The organism is Marinobacterium weihaiense (assembly GCF_019061305.1).
Taxonomy (GTDB): domain Bacteria; phylum Pseudomonadota; class Gammaproteobacteria; order Pseudomonadales; family Balneatricaceae; genus Marinobacterium; species Marinobacterium weihaiense.
On the sequence record NZ_JAHQZT010000004.1, the window covers coordinates 1 to 18,942 of the forward strand.

The 18,942-nt window shown below is 61.4% G+C and carries 17 protein-coding genes; 10 read left to right on the top strand and 7 right to left on the bottom strand.

Annotated features, from left to right (window positions below):
* Positions 1 to 205: 205 nt before the first annotated feature.
* Positions 206 to 1,363, bottom strand: coding sequence for a MalY/PatB family protein (locus KTN04_RS03850; RefSeq protein WP_217333903.1), 1,158 nt, complete (start codon positions 1,361 to 1,363; stop codon positions 206 to 208).
* A 147-nt stretch (positions 1,364 to 1,510) separates the two neighbouring features.
* On the opposite strand from KTN04_RS03850, the gene KTN04_RS03855 reads away from it, so the two are divergent.
* The 4 genes from KTN04_RS03855 to KTN04_RS03870 are packed head-to-tail and all read left to right on the top strand — an operon-like array spanning position 1,511 to position 5,065.
* Positions 1,511 to 3,055: a 2-isopropylmalate synthase gene (locus KTN04_RS03855; protein WP_217333904.1), complete on the top strand. Its 1,545-nt coding sequence runs from the start codon at positions 1,511 to 1,513 to the stop codon at positions 3,053 to 3,055.
* Between the two features lie 9 nt (positions 3,056 to 3,064).
* Positions 3,065 to 3,925, top strand: a complete 861-nt coding sequence (locus KTN04_RS03860) for a uracil-DNA glycosylase family protein (protein ID WP_217333905.1) — start codon at positions 3,065 to 3,067, stop codon at positions 3,923 to 3,925.
* Complete coding sequence (rimI, locus tag KTN04_RS03865) at positions 3,919 to 4,392, top strand: ribosomal protein S18-alanine N-acetyltransferase (protein WP_217333906.1); 474 nt, start codon at positions 3,919 to 3,921, stop codon at positions 4,390 to 4,392. The genes KTN04_RS03860 and rimI overlap by 7 nt, the downstream gene beginning before the upstream one ends.
* Positions 4,393 to 4,396: 4 nt before the next feature.
* Positions 4,397 to 5,065 carry an energy-coupling factor ABC transporter permease gene (locus KTN04_RS03870; RefSeq protein ID WP_217333907.1) on the top strand — a complete coding sequence of 223 codons (669 nt, stop codon included), beginning with the start codon at positions 4,397 to 4,399 and terminating at the stop codon, positions 5,063 to 5,065.
* A 16-nt stretch (positions 5,066 to 5,081) separates the two neighbouring features.
* Here KTN04_RS03870 and KTN04_RS03875 read toward each other — a convergent pair whose 3' ends face one another.
* Complete coding sequence (locus KTN04_RS03875) at positions 5,082 to 5,618, bottom strand: response regulator transcription factor (RefSeq protein ID WP_217334072.1); 537 nt, start codon at positions 5,616 to 5,618, stop codon at positions 5,082 to 5,084.
* Positions 5,618 to 6,820 (bottom strand): ATP-binding protein, encoded by a 1,203-nt coding sequence (locus tag KTN04_RS03880; RefSeq protein ID WP_217333908.1) that lies wholly within the window; start codon positions 6,818 to 6,820, stop codon positions 5,618 to 5,620. The genes KTN04_RS03875 and KTN04_RS03880 overlap by 1 nt, the downstream gene beginning before the upstream one ends.
* Before the next feature lie 281 nt (positions 6,821 to 7,101).
* On the opposite strand from KTN04_RS03880, the gene KTN04_RS03885 reads away from it, so the two are divergent.
* The 5 genes from KTN04_RS03885 (at position 7,102) to KTN04_RS03905 (ending at position 14,168) form a co-directional block, all read left to right on the top strand.
* On the top strand, positions 7,102 to 8,733 hold the full coding sequence (locus KTN04_RS03885) for a BCCT family transporter (protein WP_217333909.1): 1,632 nt from the start codon (positions 7,102 to 7,104) through the stop codon (positions 8,731 to 8,733).
* Positions 8,734 to 8,814: 81 nt separating this feature from the next.
* Entirely contained in the window at positions 8,815 to 10,686 is a 1,872-nt protein-coding gene (locus tag KTN04_RS03890) for a DUF294 nucleotidyltransferase-like domain-containing protein (protein WP_217333910.1), read from the top strand.
* On the top strand, positions 10,686 to 11,441 hold the full coding sequence (locus tag KTN04_RS03895; RefSeq protein WP_217333911.1) for a 3'-5' exonuclease: 756 nt from the start codon (positions 10,686 to 10,688) through the stop codon (positions 11,439 to 11,441). Before KTN04_RS03890 ends, KTN04_RS03895 begins: the two co-directional genes overlap by 1 nt.
* Before the next feature lie 102 nt (positions 11,442 to 11,543).
* Positions 11,544 to 13,130, top strand: a complete 1,587-nt coding sequence (locus KTN04_RS03900) for a peptide chain release factor 3 (RefSeq protein WP_217334073.1) — start codon at positions 11,544 to 11,546, stop codon at positions 13,128 to 13,130.
* 135 nt (positions 13,131 to 13,265) lie between these two features.
* Positions 13,266 to 14,168, top strand: coding sequence for a TatD family hydrolase (locus KTN04_RS03905; RefSeq protein WP_328515953.1), 903 nt, complete (start codon positions 13,266 to 13,268; stop codon positions 14,166 to 14,168).
* Here KTN04_RS03905 and KTN04_RS03910 read toward each other — a convergent pair.
* Positions 14,159 to 14,554, bottom strand: coding sequence for a hypothetical protein (locus KTN04_RS03910; protein WP_217333912.1), 396 nt, complete (start codon positions 14,552 to 14,554; stop codon positions 14,159 to 14,161). The genes KTN04_RS03905 and KTN04_RS03910 overlap by 10 nt on opposite strands.
* Before the next feature lie 76 nt (positions 14,555 to 14,630).
* The gene (locus KTN04_RS03915; RefSeq protein WP_217333913.1) at positions 14,631 to 16,544 is read right to left on the bottom strand and encodes a beta-ketoacyl synthase; all 1,914 of its coding nucleotides are present in this window, start codon (positions 16,542 to 16,544) and stop codon (positions 14,631 to 14,633) included.
* A gap of 207 nt (positions 16,545 to 16,751) precedes the next feature.
* On the opposite strand from KTN04_RS03915, the gene KTN04_RS03920 reads away from it, so the two are divergent.
* Entirely contained in the window at positions 16,752 to 17,408 is a 657-nt protein-coding gene (locus tag KTN04_RS03920; protein ID WP_217333914.1) for an OmpA family protein, read from the top strand.
* A 66-nt stretch (positions 17,409 to 17,474) separates the two neighbouring features.
* Here KTN04_RS03920 and zapB read toward each other — a convergent pair whose 3' ends face one another.
* Together zapB and KTN04_RS03930 are read right to left on the bottom strand one after the other, a co-directional pair.
* Positions 17,475 to 17,669: a cell division protein ZapB gene (zapB, locus tag KTN04_RS03925; protein ID WP_217333915.1), complete on the bottom strand. Its 195-nt coding sequence runs from the start codon at positions 17,667 to 17,669 to the stop codon at positions 17,475 to 17,477.
* A 49-nt stretch (positions 17,670 to 17,718) separates the two neighbouring features.
* Entirely contained in the window at positions 17,719 to 18,933 is a 1,215-nt protein-coding gene (locus KTN04_RS03930) for a flagellar assembly protein T N-terminal domain-containing protein (RefSeq protein ID WP_217333916.1), read from the bottom strand.
* Positions 18,934 to 18,942 lie beyond the last annotated feature (9 nt).

Here is an 18,942-nt window from a genome sequence, read left to right on the forward strand (position 1 = left end):
GTCATCACAAAAGCCAGTATCTGATCACAAATGCCTTGGTGGAGGAAAGCTCAAAGACTGAACTGATTACTTTTTGTTCACGCTCTCGCCCTGCCACCCATGCTTTGTCTTTTAATGGCGTCATTTAAAACATTCGTTAGTTTTGGTTTGTATATATATCGCGACTATGTCGCCTTTTATTTATATTGACTGCAATGGCGTATATTTAAGCCGGCAATTCATTCAGCAGCGCCCGCCGAATTCGGTCCACGGCCTGCTCCAGCCGCGCGCGCGGGCAGCCGAAATTCAGCCGCATGAAACGGTCATCACTGAAGTCGCGGCCCGGTGACAGGCCAACCCCGGCCTGCTCGAAAAAGTGGGGCGGGTTATCCAGGCAGGCCGCGGAGACGTCGATCCAGGCCAGGTAGGTGGCTTCGATCGGGTCCAGCTTCAGTCCCGGGATGGCGTTGATCGCTTCCACCAGGTAATCGCGGTTGGTGCGCAGGTAGTTGAGCTGGGCGCGGTTCCATTCGTCACCGTCGCGGTAGGCGGCCAGGGCGGCGGTGTAGCCCAGCAGGTTGACGTCGGGCACGATGCCCTTGCGCACGCGCTGGAAGCGCTGGCGTAGTTCCGGGTTCTGGATCACCGCGAAGGAGCAGCCGAGGCCGGCGATGTTGTAGGTCTTGCTGGGCGCCATCAGGGTGATGGTGCGGGCGGCGATGGCGTCGCCCAGTGAGGCGATGGGGGTATGGGTCAGGCCCGGTTCCAGAATCAGGTCGCAGTGGATTTCATCGGAGCAGATGATCAGATCATGGCGGATGATGATCTCGGCCAGGGCTTGCAGTTCTTCACGGCGATAGAGGGTACCGCCCGGGTTGTGCGGGTTGCAGAACAGCAGCAGTTTCGCCTCGGGGGTGATTGCTGCTTCCAGCGCGTCCAGGTCGATCAGCGTGCGGCGGTCCTCGCCGCGTTTGAGCGGCACCTTGATCAGGCTGCGGTCGGACAGGCGCGGTGCCGACATGAACGGCGGGTACACCGGGGCCGGGGTGATCACCGCCGAGCCGCTCTCGCCCACCGTACGGCAGGCCAGGTTGAGGCCGCAGACCAGGCCGGGCAGCCAGACCAGATCGTTGGCCTCGATGTGCCAGTCATACAGCGCCTGCATGCGTTCGATCACCAGCCGGTTCAGCTCCGGCGGGGTGCAGGTGTAGCCGAACACGCCATGGTCGATGCGCTGGTGCAGGGCGTCGATCACCGGCTGCGGCGCCATGAAGTCGGTATCGGCCACCCACATCGGCAGGATTTCGCTGTCGGCGTATTTTTCCCATTTCTCGCTGGACGTGGCGCGGCGGTCGATCAGCTGGTCAAAACGGGTGGCATTCATGGTCCTGGCTCCTTGTCATGATGCGTGTTGGCAGTTGCAGCTTGGTGATACAATAAGCCTATCTTCAGCTGCCTTCCACCTGTGACCCCAAGGCAGACTTATCCACACCCGGACAGGAGCGGTCCGGGCCCGACGGGAGTAGTGAGCATGAGCCGCAATGATGACCGCGTAATTATCTTCGATACCACCCTGCGTGATGGCGAACAGAGCCCGGGCGCGTCCATGACCCGTGACGAGAAGCTGCGCATTGCCAAGCAGCTGGAAAAGCTGCGCGTAGACGTGATCGAAGCGGGCTTTGCCATTGCCAGCCCCGGTGATTTCGAGTCGGTGAAAACCATCGCCGATACCATCAAGGACAGCACCGTCTGCTCCCTGTCCCGTGCCCTGGATGCGGATATCGACCGCGCCGGCGAGGCCCTGCGCGGCGCCAACTCCGGCCGTATCCACACCTTTATCGCCACCTCGCCGATCCACATGCAGTACAAGCTGCAGATGGAGCCGGATCAGGTGGTTGAAAACGCGGTGCGGGCGGTTACGCGTGCGCGTAACCTGATCGACGACGTGGAGTTCTCGCTGGAAGACGCCAGCCGCTCCGAGCTGGATTTCATGTGCCGCATCATCGAGAAAGTGATCGATGCCGGTGCCCGCACCATCAACATCCCGGATACCGTGGGCTACGCGGTGCCCCAGGAATACGGCAACACCATCGCCCAGCTGATTCAGCGCATTCCCAACGCCGACAAGGCGGTGTTCTCCGTACACTGCCACAACGACCTGGGTCTGGCGGTGGCCAACTCGCTCGCGGCAGTAAGTGCCGGTGCCCGTCAGGTGGAATGTACCATCAACGGTCTGGGCGAGCGTGCCGGTAATGCTTCGCTGGAAGAGATCGTGATGGCGCTGCGTACCCGTCAGGACGTGCTGGGTCTGACCACCGGCATCGATACCACCCAGATCGTGCCGGCCTCGCGTCTGGTGTCCAGCGTCACCGGCTTCCCGGTGCAGCCGAACAAGGCGATCGTCGGTGCCAACGCCTTCGCGCACGAGTCCGGCATCCATCAGGACGGCGTACTCAAGCACCGCGAAACCTACGAGATCATGACCGCGGAAGATGTGGGCTGGAATACCAACCGCATGGTGCTGGGCAAGCTGTCCGGTCGCAACGCCTTCCGCACCCGCATGGAAGAGCTGGGCACCAGCTTCGCGTCCGATGCCGAGCTGAATACCGCCTTTGCCCGCTTCAAGGAGCTGGCCGACAAGAAGAGCGAGATCTTCGATGACGACCTGGTGGCGCTGGTCAGCGATGCTCGTGCCTCCGCCGGTCATGAAAAATACCGCCTGAGCAGTCTCAACGTCACCTCCCAGACCGGCGAAACCCCGGTGGCCAGCCTGGTGGTATCCGTGGATGGAGAAGAGCACTCTGTCGAATCTTCCGGCAGCGGCCCGGTCGATGCGGCCTTCAAGGCGCTGGAACAGGTGGCCCAGTCCGGCTCCAACCTGCAGCTGTACTCGGTGAATGCCATCACCAGCGGCACCGATTCCCAGGGCGAAGTGACCGTACGTCTGGAAAAGGCTGGTCGTATCGTCAATGGTCTGGGTGCCGACACCGATATCATCATCGCCTCGGCCAAGGCCTACATCCATGCGCTGAACATGCTGGATGCCAACATTCAGAAAGCACACCCGCAGGTATAAGAGGCGTTGATGTCGTTACAGGCTCAGGAGCAGCAGCGTCATCAGTGGCTGGAGGCGATTGGCATCGACAGCTGGTTGCCCCGGCAGCCGTTGCCTGGGGCCGCCACCTCGCCGGACTGGGTGGCCGGCTTTCATGCGGCCGAACACGTGGACGCGCCTGCAGCCGTCTCGACGCCTGCGTCACCGGTGGCGAAGTCGTCATCGGGCCCGCAGGCACGCTCCGCATCTCCGCGTTCGGCCGGCAGTGGCATTGATACGGCCACGCTGGTGGATGTGCCCGCGCCCAAACCAGCCGCTACGGCTGCACCGGTGGCCGCAGGGCCGCGGACGGTCGGGCCGCGTACGGTCGGGCCGCGTACGGCGCTGGAGCCGGCACCGCGCTTCAAGCTGGCGTACCTGGTGTGTGCGGATCTGCTGATCATCGATTCGTTGCCGCCGCACCATGCCGACGGCTTCAGTCGCCAGCACAAGCGACTGCTGCAGGGCATGACCCGTGCGCTGGGGTTGCCGGCGGAGCAGGCGTTGTCAGCGCCCTTCATGCTGCCCTGGCCCATGCTGGCCAGCAAGACGCTGGACCAGGGGCCGGAAGAAGCGCGCCGCGCCGCGCGGCACAAGCTGCAGCGTACCCTGGAGTTCAAGCCCGAGATCCGGCATGTTCTGCTGCTGGGCGAAGCCGCCCTGCAGTGGGTGGTGGATACCGAGCGGGTGCTGGACGAGTGCCAGGGTCAGTGGCTGCCGCTGGCCGAGGGGCGTCAGGCCCTGGTCACCCTCAGCCTCAGTGAACTGCTGCGTCTGCCCGAGCGTAAAGCCGAAGTGTGGCGCGATCTGCAGCCCTTGCGGCGCCTGCCCGGAGCCGCCGACGCATGCTGAGCCTGACACCGCTGCAACCGGCGGATCTGGACGCGGTGCAAGCGCTGGACCTTGAGTGCTTCGCCGGCGATGCCTTCGCCGTCCGCTGGTGGCACAAGGCGCTGGAGGGGCAGGGTGCGGCAGCCTGGCTGGCCCGGGAAGGCGATACCCTTCTGGGCTATTGCCTGTTCAGCCGGGTGCTGGACGAAGCTGAACTGCTGCGCATCGCCTGTGCGCCTGCCGCGCGCCAACGCGGCATTGCCCTGGCGTTGCTGAACCATGCGATGACGCAGCTGGAACAGCAGGGGACGCGTCAGCTGTTTCTGGAGGTTCGGGCCTCGAACCTTGCGGCGCAGCAGCTGTATCATCGGGCCGGCTGGCATGAAACCGGTCGGCGCAAGGACTATTACCCGCTGGAGGTTGGCCGTGAGGATGCCTTGCTGTTTGGTTGCGAGCGCCCGGGCGATGCGGGTCAACTGAACAGGTAGACACATGAGTCTGACTCAGGGACTGATCAGTGGCGGCTGGCTGTGGGCAGCGGCGCTGTTTTCGTTGTTGATGTTGTTGCTGGCACTGCGCTCGGCCCCGTGGCCGGTGCTCGCCGGCGAGCGGCGTCTGCAGCATCTGTTGTTCGGCGCCACTGTCAGCCTGATGCTGATGTGGACCATGCGGGCCGGCGTGTCGCCGGGGCTGGGCATTCATTTTCTGGGTATGACCACGCTGGCGCTGATGTTCGGCTGGGATCTGGCGATCCTGTCCGGCACCCTGGCCCTGTTGGGGATGACGGTGATCGGTCATGAAAGCTGGGACACCTTCAGTGTCAACGTGCTTTGTTCCGTGATTGTGCCGGCACTGGCCAGCATCGGTGTGCTGCGGCTGGTGGAAGCCAAACTGCCGCGCAACTTTTTTGTTTACCTGTTCATGTGTGCCTTTTTCGGCGCTGGCGTGGCGACGGCTGCGGCCGGCATGGTGATGGCGTTGCTGCTCTGGTTCGACGGCGTATACCCCTGGGGCAAGATCTATTTGGAGTATGTGCGCTTCCTGCCGCTGATCATGTTCCCGGAGGGATTGCTGAACGGCATCATCATGACCGCGATGATGGCCTTTCACCCGGACTGGATTCGCACGTTCGACGCCCGCCTGTACATCGACGAACAATGACACTTATCCACAGCTACTAACGCCGTACCGGGTGCTTGGACAGCTTGCGCTGCAGAGTGCGGCGGTGCATGCCCAGTGCCCGTGCCGTGGCCGAGATGTTGCCGTCATGTTCGTGCAGCACCTTGTGGATATGTTCCCATTCCAAGCGGTTGACCGACATTGGCTGCTCCGGAATCTCGGTCTCCTGGGTCGGCGTCTCCTGATCCACACCCAGGGCGCGCAGGATCTGGTCGGCATCCGCAGGCTTTGGCAGGTAGTTGTCGGCACCGGATTTGATCGCATCCACGGTGGTGGCGATGCTGGCATAGCCGGTCAGGACCAGGATCTTCATCTGCGGGTTCAGGGCCCGCAGCTCGGGCAACAGTGTTAGCCCCGAAGGGCCCTCCATTTTCAGATCCACCGTGGCCAGGTCGGGCGGTGTTGCCTGCGCCTTCTGCACAGCCTCCTCCACATGACGAGCCACGCAGACATCGTAGCCGCGCCGGGTCATGGCGCGGGCCAGAACACGGGTGAATGTAGGGTCATCATCGACGATCAGGAAGCGTTCCTGCATCATTCGGGCTCCTCTGATTCGGGCAGCAGCGGCAGGCAGACTTCGGTCAACGTACCGCCTTCCGGGTGATTATACAGACGGACTTCGCCCTGGTGGCGGGCCAGGGTCGAGGTGGTGAGAAACAGGCCGATGCCCAGGCCACGGCCCTTGGTGGTGACAAACGGCTGTCCCAGACGGTCGGCCTGTTCCAGCGGTAACCCGGGGCCGCGGTCATGGATGCGCAGCCGTGCCTGTAGAGGTGTCGGGCAGTCCAGCCGAATGTCGATGTCATCGGGCGCGGCGTCGGCGGCATTGTTGAGCAGATTCAGCAGTGCCTGGCGCAGTGCCGTGGATCCCTGTATGTGTGCCTGTATGGCCGGAGTGCTGTCGAACCGATAACTGACATCCGGGCGCATCAGGCTCCACTCTTCCAGGACTTCCGTGAGCAGATTATGGATCGGCACCGGTCCATCTCCCTGGCGGGCATCGCGTACCTTGTGACTCATCTGCTGCAGGCGCTGACTGCAGCGTTCGACCTGCTCCTGCAGCAATTGGATATCCTCCTGCAACTGCGCATCCTGCGGGTGATCCAGCGCCATCTCCCGCAGGGTCACCTGCATGGTGGCCAGTGGGGTACCCAGTTCATGGGCGGTCCCGGCAGCCATGGTGGCCAGCGACAGCAACTGCTGATCCTGCAACCGTTGATCGCGTGCCTGTTGCAGATGCTGACGCTGGGTCTGCAGCGAGGCCTGCATGCGGCTGATGAACCAGGTCACCAGCAGCACGGTAAACAGGAAGTTGATCCACATGCCGGTAATATGCAGATCAAACAGGTTCAGCAGGCGGTGCTGGTGGCTATCGCCGGGTGTAATCAGGGGTTCAAAATGGCGCAGCAGAATGCTGTACAGGCTGACAACCATCAGCGCCATCAGCAGGGTGAAACGCTTGGGCAGCGTGGCGGCCGTGATCAGCAGAGGCACCAGCAGAATAAAGATGAACGGGTTGGTGGCGCCACCGGCTTGATACAGCAGGCAGCCATACAGCACCACATCGGCGCAGAGCTGGCTGAACAGCTCCAGATCGGTCACCGGCAGTGGCGAGTGCAGACGGGCGAAAGTCATCAGGTTGAGCAGCAGCAGGCCGGCCAGGACCGAGCCCAGCAGCCAGCCATGCAGGCTCAGATGCAGCACGAAGGTGCCGAACAGCAGGGCGCAGCCCTGCATCAGGAGCACCAGAGTACGGATGTAGGTCAGCTGCAGCAGGGGTGCGTGAAAGCCGTTCAGGGCGGGACCTCCGGGCGGGTGGCAAATGAAGGCGTCAGTATAACGGTGTGCGGCGCGCGTTAAGGCTGCGACACAGTGTCGCAGGCCGGTTGTCGCGAATCAGCAACTTGCGAAAGTCGCACCTGATCCAACATACTGTTAGTAGAGCCGGTCGTCGACTGCCCCCCTGTAGTGCGCCGACCGGGTGTACACCGCACCCAACCTGAGGGAGACAGTCCATAATGGCTGATAATAAAGATCCTATGATCCCCGATGGCGATGTCAATCCTATCGATACGGATTATCAGATCGGTCAGGATAACATTGTTGTCAATGTGGGCCCGTTCGGGCTTGATATCCACAACCGCGTGTTTGCCATTTCCGGCCTGGCCGTGGTGGCTTTTGTCATTCTGACACTGGCCTTCCAGAATCAGGTCGAGCCGCTGTTTACCGGTCTGCGCAACTGGCTGACCGGCAATCTTGACTGGTTTTTCATCAGCGCCGCCAACATCTTCGTGGTGATCTGTCTGGTGTTGATCGTGACGCCGCTGGGACGTGTTCGTCTGGGCGGTACCGAGGCCCAGCCCGATTACGGTTATCTGGGCTGGTTTTCCATGCTGTTTGCGGCCGGCATGGGTATAGGTCTGATGTTCTTCGGGGTGTCAGAGCCCATGTCGCATGCGCTGAGCTCCTTCGGTGGTGTCAGCGTTGGTGAAGACGGTCTACGCACCGACTGGGCGCCGCTGGGGGCCGCCGGCAATGACCCCGAAGCCGCTCGCCAGCTGGGCATGGCGGCCACCATTTTCCACTGGGGGCTGCATCCTTGGGCGATTTACGCCGTCATGGCGCTGGGGCTGGCCCTGTTTTCGTTCAACAAGGGGTTGCCGCTGACCATTCGGTCGGTGTTCTATCCGCTGCTGGGTGAGCGTGTCTGGGGCTGGCCGGGCCATATCATCGACATTCTGGCCGTACTGGCGACTCTGTTCGGCCTGGCCACGTCGCTGGGTTACGGTGCCTCTCAGGCAACGTCCGGTCTGAACTATCTGTTCGGCATACCTATGGGCGATACCACGCAGATTCTGCTGGTCATCGGCATCACGGCCATTGCGCTGGTATCGGTGTTGGCAGGCCTGGACGCCGGCGTGAAGCGTCTGTCCGAAATCAACATGATTCTGGCGATCCTGTTGCTGGTGTTCGTGATCTTTGTGGGGCCGACGCTGCTGTTGATGACCGGCTTCTTCGATAACCTGGTGGCCTATCTGAGCTTCCTGCCCGAATTGTCCAATCCGGTCGGGCGTGAAGACGTCAACTTCGTTTCCGGCTGGACCGCCTTCTACTGGGCCTGGTGGATCTCCTGGTGCCCGTTCGTTGGCATGTTCATTGCGCGCGTTTCCCGCGGCCGTACCGTACGCGAGTTCCTGATCGCGGTGCTGCTGGTGCCGTCCACCGCGTGCGTGCTGTGGATGACGGTGTTCGGTGGTACTGCCATTGATCTGCACTTCAGCGAGGGCTATACCGCCATCAAGGATGCGGATCTGCCGCTGCGCCTGTTCACCATGCTGGATGCTCTGCCGCTGGCGGAGATCACTTCGTTCATAGCCATCGTGCTGGTGATGGTGTTCTTCGTGACCTCCTCGGATTCCGGCTCGCTGGTCATTGACGTAATCGCGGCCGGTGGCAAGGTCGATGCGCCAACGCCGCAGCGCGTGTTCTGGTGCACCTTTGAAGGCCTGGTGGCTATCGCCCTGATTCTGGGCGGCGGCCTGGCGGCCCTGCAAGCGATGGCTGTGTCGACCGGCCTGCCGTTTACGCTGGTGCTGCTGATGGCGGCCTTCTCGATGATCAAGGGGCTGGCTTCAGAGCCGCGGGCGTAACCACACGCCCCTTGCGCCACAGGCGGAGCTGACTCGCGTCACTCCGCCTGTTTTCGTTCAAGCACTGACAGGGTGGATGCCATGCACGCGGAACAGATAGAAATAGCCGAGTTCCTGGGGCGGCACCAGCCGTTCACGGAACTGTCGGACGAGCAGCTGCAGCAGGTGGCTGCACAGGTGGAAATTGCCTACTTCAAGGCAGGCAGCCAGGTGCTGGAGTTTGGCGAGGAAATTCACGACTGGTACGTCATCCGCAGCGGCGCGGTAGAGATCTACCGGCGCAACGGCGATCTGTACAACCGTCTCAGCGAGGGGGGGTTCTTCGGCGAGTTTGGCCTGTTGCGCAACGGGCGGGTGCGCTTTCCGATCATGGCGCTGGAAGATACCCTGGTATACATGATCCCGGAGGCGCTGTTTAACGAGCTGTTTGATGGTAATGAGGCCTTTGCCGACATTGTCGAAGTGGAGGACCGCACGCGCCTGCGCCAGGCCGTTGCCCGGCGCCGCGAGGATGCCAACGAACTGATGACGGCCAAGATCGAGACCCTGGTGATTCGGGATGCCGTCACCCTGCCGCGCACTGCCAGTGCCCGTGACGCGGCCATGCGCATGACCGAAGAGGGCGTGTCTTCGGTGCTGGTGTTGGACGAGACCGCCGAAGCACAGCCGGTGGTGGGCATCATCACCGACCGGGATCTGCGTAATCGCCTGATTACACCAGGACTGGCGTTCGAGACGCCGGTGACCGAGATCATGACCGCCGAGCTGATCGCGGTGGAACATGGCCAGTTCGTGTTCGAGGCGATGCTGCTGATGCTGCGCCATAACGTGCACCACCTGCCGGTGCTCAAGCGCCAGCAGCCGATGGGTGTGATCGCACTGTCGGACATCATCCGCTACGAGTCGCAAAACAGCCTGTTCGTGGTCAGCAGCATCTTCCGGGCCCAGAGCGTGGAGGAGCTGGTTGCCCTGCGTTCCGATGTCAGTGCCTGTTTCACGCGCATGGTCAATGAGGATGCCAACTCGCAGATGATCGGTACCGCGATGTCGGTCATCGGGCGCAGCTTTAAGCAGCGCCTGCTGGAGCTGGGTGAGGAAAAGCTGGGACCGCCGCCGGTGCCTTACTGTTTCCTGGCGCTGGGCTCCATGGCGCGAGAAGAACAGTTGATCGTGACCGACCAGGATAACGCCATGGTGCTGGATAACCGCTTTGACCCCAAACTGCACGATGACTATTTCAAAGCACTGGCCACCTTTGTCTGTGACGGACTGGATGCCTGCGGCTATACCTACTGTACCGGCAATATCATGGCGACCAACCAGAAATGGCGCCAGCCATTGCATGTATGGGAGCAGTATTTCAATGACTGGATTGAAAAACCGACGCCGGAGTCATTACTCAACAGTTCGATTTTCTTCGACCTGGAGGGGGTATGGGGCGAGGCGTATTGGGCCAACATGCTCAACGATTTGATCTGGCGCAAGGCGCGTCGCAACCCGCGCTTTTTGGCCTGCATGGCTCGCAACGCACTGAGGCGTACACCGCCGCTGGGCTTCTTCAAGGACTTCGTGATGGAAACCGATGGTCGCCATAGCAACTCGATCAATATGAAACGGCGGGGCACGGCGCCGTTGGCGGACTTGGTGCGGGTGCATGCGCTGGCGGTGGGATCCCGCGAGCGCAACACCTTTGACCGCCTCAAGGATATCATCGACGCCGAGCTGCTGCCGCGCGGCCGCGGGCCGGACCTGCGGGATGCTCTGGAGTTGATCGCCATGGTGCGCATTCGCCACCAGGCTCTGGATCTGGAGGCGGGCAATGCGCCGGACAATAACATCGAGCCGGAGAACCTGTCCGACTTCGAACGCAAGAATCTCAAGGATGCGTTTCAGATCCTGTCCAATGCGCAGAAGTTTCTCAAGTACCGCTATCAACCGGGGCGCAGCAACTGATGTTCTATCTGGACAAGAGCAAGCTGCAGAATGAGCCTTCGCTGGATGGCCAGGATACGGTCACGACCGATTGGGCCGAACGCTACCGCAGCTTGGCGACAACGGCCCGCCATCCGGCGCTTAAGGCCTTTTATGGGGCCGGGGTGGTAGCCCCCGAGACGCCGCTGTCCGACGTGCCGATGGTGGCGGTGGATTTTGAAACCACCGGACTGGACCCGCGCAAGAGCGGGATTGTTAGCATCGGTCTGGTGCCAATGAACAGCCGACGCATCTATTGCGGTCAGGCCCGTCACTGGGTCCTTAAGCCGCGGGCGACGCTGAGCAGCGAATCGGTGGTGGTACATGGCATCACCCATTCGGAGATCGAGGAAGCACCGGATTTGATGCGTATCCTGGATGAGTTGCTGGCCCAGCTGCAGGGCAAGGTGGTGGTGGTGCACCATCGCGGTATCGAACGGGCCTTCCTCAACTCGGCACTGAAAGCCCGCATTCGCGAGGGTATCGAGTTTCCGGTGATCGATACCATGGAGCTGGAGGCGCGCCTGTACCGGCGCAGGCGGGTAAGTTTCTGGGCCCGGTTATTCGGTCACAAGCCGATATCCATCCGGCTGGCGCAGAGCCGGGAGCGCTATCATTTGCCCTATTACCGCCCCCATCACGCCTTGACCGATGCCATCGCCTGCGGTGAGCTGCTGCTGGCACAGGTCGCGGATCGGTTCTCCCCCGAGACACCGGTATCCGAGTTGTGGAAGTAGGGCGGGTGCATTGTGTAACCTGGCCTGATCAGCGAAAATAGACGCCATTTCCGATTAACCTCGGGGCGTTTAGGCCCCGTGTCCAAGCAGAAGACCTATTTGATGCCCAGCACAGCGATCACGCAGGAAGTATCCAAACGCCGCACCTTTGCCATCATTTCTCACCCGGATGCCGGTAAGACCACCATCACCGAGAAGCTGTTGCTGCTCGGTCAGCTGATTCAGGTGGCCGGTACCGTCAAGGGGCGCGGCAGCGACCGTCATGCTACCTCGGACTGGATGAGTATGGAGCAGCAGCGCGGTATCTCCATCACCTCGTCGGTGATGCAGTTTCCGTACAAGGAGCGCGTGGTCAACCTGCTGGATACACCGGGGCACGAGGATTTCTCCGAGGATACCTATCGCACCCTGACCGCCGTGGATTCGGCCCTGATGGTGGTCGATGGCGCCAAGGGTGTCGAGGAGCGGACCATCAAGCTGATGGATGTCTGCCGCCTGCGCGACACGCCGATCTTCTCCTTCGTCAACAAGCTGGACCGCGACATTCGCGATCCGATCGAGCTGCTGGATGAGATCGAAGAAGTCCTCAAGATCGAGGCGGCACCGATCAACTGGCCCATAGGGTCGGGCAAGTGGTTCAAGGGCGTGTACAACCTGTATACCGATACTATTCATCTGTTCACCCCGGGACAGGGGCATACACTGCCGGAAGACAAGCGTATCCAGGGGCTGGACTCCGACGAGGCGCGGGCGTTGCTGGAGGACGAATATGATGATTTCGTGGACGAGATTGAGCTGGTCAAGGGCGCCTGTCACGAATGGGATCAGGCCGCCTACCTGGCCGGTCGGATGACACCGGTGTTTTTCGGTACGGCCCTGAGTAACTTCGGCGTCAAGGAGATGCTGGACGAGTTTGTCGAGTGGGCACCAGCGCCCCCGGCCCGCGCTACCGAGAGCCGCGACGTGGTGGCCGACGAGGAAGCCTTCAGCGGATTCGTTTTCAAAATCCAGGCCAACATGGACCCGAAACACCGTGACCGCATCGCCTTCATGCGCATCTGCTCCGGCTCTTACAGCCGTGGCATGAAAATGAAGCACGTGCGTACCGGCAAGGATGTGCGCATTGCGGACGCCGTGACCTTCATTGCCGGTGACCGCGAGAACGTGGAAGAAGCCTGGTCCGGTGACATCATCGGCTTGCACAACCATGGCACCATCCAGATCGGCGATACCTTCACCGCCGGCGAAAGTTTGAAGTTCACCGGGATTCCGCACTTCGCACCGGAGATGTTTCGCCGCGTCCGCCCGACCGATCCGCTGAAGATGAAGCAGTTGCAAAAGGGCTTGCAGCAGCTGTCGGAAGAGGGAGCCGTACAGCTGTTCCAGCCGCTGAAAAACAACGACCTGGTTCTGGGCGCGGTGGGTCAGCTGCAGTTCGAGGTAGTAGTGTTCCGCCTCAAGGACGAGTACAAGGTGGACTGCCTCTATGAACCGATCAGCGTGCAGACGGCCCGCTGGGTCGAGTGTGATGATCAGAAAATGCTGGATGAGTTTCGCCGCAAGGGCTACGACAATCTGGCAATCGACGGCGCCGGCCTGTTGACCTACCTGGCACCGACCCGGGTCAACCTGTCCCTGACCGAAGAGCGCTGGCCGGATATCCGCTTCCGCGCAACGCGTGAGCACTGAAGCGGTTGCACACCTTGCAAGGCAGCTGTGCCATGGTCCGTGTTGCTGCCTGCCTTGCTTACTCGCCGAGACGCCATGAATATATCCCTGTCGGTCGGCTTAGTGGTCAAGGCATGACGGTGGCAGGATGTCGCGGTGGCCGTGGTACTGTTGCCGGCTGACAGCCTGGCGCCATTGAAGGTGTCGGCGAGGCCGCGTGGACGGGGTGACGCCGTGTCAGAGGGCATGACATCGCTGGTTGATGAAGACATGTGCCATACTCTCCCCATGTTGATCGATACTCACTGCCATCTCGACTTTCCCGACCTGATGGCCAATCTTGATGCCGTGAAGGCCCGGGCGCAGGCGGCGGGTGTCGGGCAGATCGTTGTGCCATCCATTGCTGTGGATAACTTTCAGCGTGTGCTGAATCTGTGTGCGACGGTTCCCGGCTTGCATCCCGCGCTGGGGCTGCACCCCTGCTTTTCCCATGATGTCACGGCGGCGCTGGCACAACTGGCACAGGTGCTGAATGAGACTGAGGTGGTGGCGCTGGGCGAGATCGGGCTGGATTTTCGGCCGGGGCAGGCTGCGCCGGCGGTGCAGCTGCCTCTGTTTGAGCAGCAGCTGCAGCTGGCACGGCAGCACGACCTGCCGGTGTTGCTGCATGTGGTCAAGGCGCATGATCAGGTATTGAAACGGCTGCGGCAGGTGCACTTGCCGCGGGGAGGCATCGTGCATGCCTTTTCCGGCAGCGAACAGCAGGCACGGGCGTATGCCGGGCTGGGGTTCAAGCTGGGGTTTGGCGGGGCACTCAGCCATGCACGGGCGCGCAAGCTGCGGCGGTTGGCGACCGCGTTACCGCTGGAGTGGCTGGTGCTGGAAACCGATGCCCCTGACATGCCGCTGGCGGGGTATCCGGATCAGCCTAACGAACCCTCACGTGTGGCCGAGGTGGCGGCTCTGATTGCGCAATGGCGCGGGCTGTCGCAGGAGGCGGTCGCCGAGGCGACCAGCCGCACGGCGCAGCAGCTGCTGCGCCTGCCGGATCAGCGATAGATGCTGTCGTAGGCGCTGTCGAGGGTATTCCAGACGGTATCCGTGTGGCGGTTGATCGGAACGCGGATATAGCGACCATCGCTGCCCATGGCTTCGGTGGTGTAACTGCCGTCGGGCGGGTCGATGATCATGCGCGCCAGGTCGGTCGGGTAGTTGGGGCCCTGAACGGCCCGACCGTAGATATGCTCAATGGGACGCAGCTGAGCGCGGACTGAGACGATCGAAGTCAGGTCCTGGCAGTTCGGGGTCATGCCCCGACAAAAGCGATAGTAGCGCGTATCCAGTGTGTAGTAGGCGTCGGCGCCGGAATCATCCTTGAGGGCGCCGGACAGGTTGACGCAACCTCCCAGCGCCAGTGCGGCAGTGAGCAGACTCAAACGCTTCATGGCAACATCCTGTATGGGTCAGTGTTGGGCGCCACCCTATCCGGTGCGCCTTGGCCTTGGGACAGAAGACGGGTGCTCAGCACAGGTCCTTGTACGGGTTGTTCACTTTCAACGAGATCGGCTGTGCGTAGCCCGGCAGGCGAATCGCGTCGGCGCTGATCTGCAGGTCTTCACCGGTCAGCACATTGTAATCGTAGCGGTAGATCGGTCGAGCCAGACCGTTAATGGCCGAATGATTGTACGCCTCGGCCTGTTCACGCACCTGTTCGCGGCGCTGGCGCCAGGCGGTCATGGCGGTCTCGCCGTGGCGGCGTGTCAGCAGCTGTTCGGTCACGTGCGGTGCCAGCACTGCGGCACTGGCGTTGTTGCCGCCAAAACCCTTGGCGTTGATCAGCACCGAGTCCATACCATCAGCACCGGTTTCTAGGTGCTGCAACGGCAGGTTGAGGTGGCTGGCGTGAACATCATCGGCAATGGCCGGGGTGGTGGTCAGGCCGGGTACGATGCCGTGTTTCCAGACCCCGAGCGAGGCAAACAGCTGATCGCCACCGGCTGTGCCCTGAGAGTGTCCCAGGTATGCCTTAACCGCGCTCACGGTCCAGGCGGGAATATCGAACGCCTTGGCCGTTTCATTGATTACATGAGATTCGGTCACCCGGTTCTGCGGTGTGCTGGTACCGTGAGCCTGTACAAAACTGCGTTGGCGCAGTGACTCTTCGCCCAGCAGGTCGCCGACCAGTGATGCCGCCTTGCCCAGGGTCATATAGTTGCCGATACCCGGTGCCGAGATCGATTTCTTGTGGCCGTCGGCATGCACAAACACATCCGCAACGGCGCCGTGAATGTCAGCGCCCAGTTCCAGGGCCAGATCATCGCTCATCAGTACCAGGAACTGACTGGATTCACCCATGGTGAAGCCGCAGTTATTGCCGAAGGGGCGGCAGGCCTGACGGTAGTGTTGTTCGGCCAGCTCCGCCAGATCATCCAGTGCCATCAGTTGCTTGTCTTCAGCCAGTGCGCCCATGGCACGGAAACCTTCGATGATTTCCGGAGTGACCGGTGCATCACTGCCGCCGACCAGTACCAGTTTACAGCTGCCACTGCGGATCGCGTCCACGCCGCTGCGCAGGTTGTACAGGAAGGTAGCACAGGCACCCAGGGCGCCACCGGTAGTGCCGACATTGCCCAGCAGATAGGCATTGATGAAGTCGGCCGGCATCTGGGCATAGCCCAGCGGCATCTGTTTGGAGGTGGTGCGCTTGCCCAGTGCCGGGAACTTGGTCAGGCCGCCAAAGCCCAGGTCGTCCAGCTGACCGATGGAGTTACTGGCAAAGACGGCAATCTGGTCCGGTGCCAGGCGGTTGAGCAGGCTGTCGTAGTCGATGCCGACCGAACGCAGCGCATCGGAGGCGGCATAGACGGCCATCTGCAGGCCGCGCGGATGATTACGCGACTGATACAGCTTGCCCGGTTCGAAACCGGTCGGCAGCATGCCGGCGCTCTGTACCAGCGCGGTCTTGCTGTCAGGGAAAATCAGGTCGCAGCTGCCATCCACGCTGACTTCGGTCTGGCCGCCACCGAGGTCGGTCAGGGTCCAGTTGTCCGGGATCACCTGCGGCAGGTGACGGTTGCGCAGGCGAAAGCGTAGCGGACTCTCACCACTCTTGGCTGTGGCCGGGCGATTGAACATGACCGCATTGACGTCAAACCAGTCCGGGTGGATACGGCGGATCAGGGTGTTCTGGCACACCTGCTGTTCAATGGCGGCTGCCAGCGCATCACGGCTGAACAGGCTGTCATTCTGGCTCAGGCGGTACTGGCCATTGTCGTACTCGGCCAGCCCGCTCAGGGTGGCCAGATCAGTCAGGGTTTCCTGCCGGCTGTGCGTGTCCAGCTGATCCAGGATCAGGCGACGATAACCGTGATGAAAGGACGAACGACCAGCGGGGCTGATACCACCGAAACCGACAATGACAGGCAGCTGAGACAAAAGAAACTCCTCGGGGTGGTGACGCGGATGACAGTAAAGGATAACAGTGCATTTTATCGCCTGAAGTCGATGCTGACCAGCGCTGTGGAGCGGGTTTGTCTCGTGGGAGCGTCACTGATTTTCATGGCTCGTTCAGCTATGCTGGGATAAATAGACAGCGTTTGTGTCGGCACACAGCTGTGCCGGTAGCTGAATTCAGGAGGAAACATGAAAAAACTGATGCTGGCAACAGCGATGAGTGCCATGGTGCTGGGCGGTTGTACCACGCTGGATCCCTACACGCAGCAGTCCAAGACATCCAATGCCGCCAAGGGAGCCGGCCTGGGTGCGCTGGCCGGTGCCGTGATCGGCGCCGCTGCCAATGATGACGATCGTGGCAAGGGTGCGCTGGCAGGGGCAGCCATCGGTGGTGCCGTGGGTGGCGGTGTCGGTTACTACATGGACCGTCAGGAAATGCTGCTGCGTCAGGAGCTGGAAGGTACGGGCGTGCGCGTGGAGCGTGTCGGCGATGACATCCGCCTGATCATGCCGGGCAACATCACCTTTGCTACCGACAGTGACCGTGTCTCGCCGTCGTTCTATCCGGTTCTGGACTCGGTGGGCAAGGTCCTGATGAAATTCGACCGCACCCAGGTGGCGGTCGAGGGCTACACCGACTCGACCGGTTCGTTCGAGTACAACCAGCAGCTGTCCGAGCGTCGTGCCAACAGCGTGGCACGCTATTTATCATCGGTGGGCGTCAGCAACCTGCGCCTGGATGCGCGCGGACTGGGCGAGCGTTATCCCATCGCCAGCAACGAATCAGCCGGCGGGCGTGCCATGAACCGCCGTGTGGAAATCAAGATTCGCGGTACCCAGCGCTAAATCGCGCCGTGATCTACGCAAAAAGGGCACCCAAGGGTGCCCTTTTTGCTGCCCGGAGCAAGCCGATCAGAGGCTTTCACTGTCCTTCAGGCGATCGAACTTGCCCAGCACGCGCTGCAGGCTCTGTTCAGTCTGGGACTGTTCGTCTTCCAGCGCCTGTTTGGTCTGGCGCAGTTCGCTGACCTCGAGACGCAGCAGCTCGACCTCTTCGATCAGTCCTTCAATTTTGTTCTCCAGTTCGGTAAAGAGTCCGCTCTGCATGGTGTTTCACTCCTGTCACAGATGATCAAAGGGATCAAGACTAAGCGCGTCAATGCGCAATTACAATATCGTCCTGCTGAATGTTCAGCGTTTCACTTGCGGCATCCAGTGTGCCCCGTGCCTGAGTGGGTTGTACTCGGGTCAGCGTGAGGCTGTGTTCGGTATTGATCAGCTCGTATTCCGGCCGCATCTGGCTGTCATAGTGGGTCAGGCGGCGATAGACACTGAGGCGATCACCGGTTTTGAGGCCATCCAGGCTGCCGGCTCCAATCCAGACGGTCTTGTCACGGGTACGGGTGATGCGTGCGGTAAAGGGTTCGCATATCAGCTGTTGCTGAATGTCATTGCTGACCGTGCGAATCACCGCACGCAGCTGCTGGCCAAAGGGTTGCTGCCAGAAGCGCGGGGTGCCGAAACCGACCTTGTCGTGGCTATCGGCATTCCAGTCAGCGGTCATGTGGTAGCGTTGCTGGTGTACCAGGCTGCCGGTGAAGGCGTCGTGAATGAACAGGTCGAGCACGAAATCACGCTGATGGTAACCGTGCTCGGGGGCGTGTTGACGGTAGAGATCAACCAGCACATTGGGCTGCTGCGGGCCGGGTGCATGATGTGCCGCCAGGCTTCGGATGACACCGCTGACCAGATATTGCACCCGGTGCTGCTCGCTGTCATGTAGCAGGGTGGTGAGGGTCCCTTCCGGCAATAGCCGTACCGGGGCCTGGGTCGGGGTGCCGATGATATTCAGGTGGCCGGCATCAAGGGCGTTAAAAGTGCTGCTCTGGCGCAGCTGATAGGCAAGCAGCGTGGCCATGCCTTGCTGGATTTCATGCAAGGCGCCATCGTTGGCGTCGGCCGGTTGCTCCAGCGGGAAGTGGGTGAAGGCCAGTGATTTGCGGTAGGCGGTCTCGCGGCGGCTATCATGGCATTCGGCTCCTACATCCACGTCCGCCAGAATGGTGAGACTGATCTGGCCACCCTGGACCTTTTCGTCAATCACGCGCACATTGCTCACTTTGCCCATACTGCGTAACCTGACCGTGTCGATATCCAGCATGCCGTTCCGGGCCTGGCGCGTGCCACTGAGCCAGGAGGCGGCCTGGATCGACGCCTGCTCCATGGCCCGTTGCAGGGCCTGCTGGCGGGATAGCCCGGGGTCCTGTCGCGAGTAGGGTGCCTGACCGATAGCTTCGACGGTTATCGCGGCCGCGGTGGGCGGCAGCAGGATCAGCAGCAGGACATGTAACAGCAGGAAAAAGTATTTCATCGATCTATA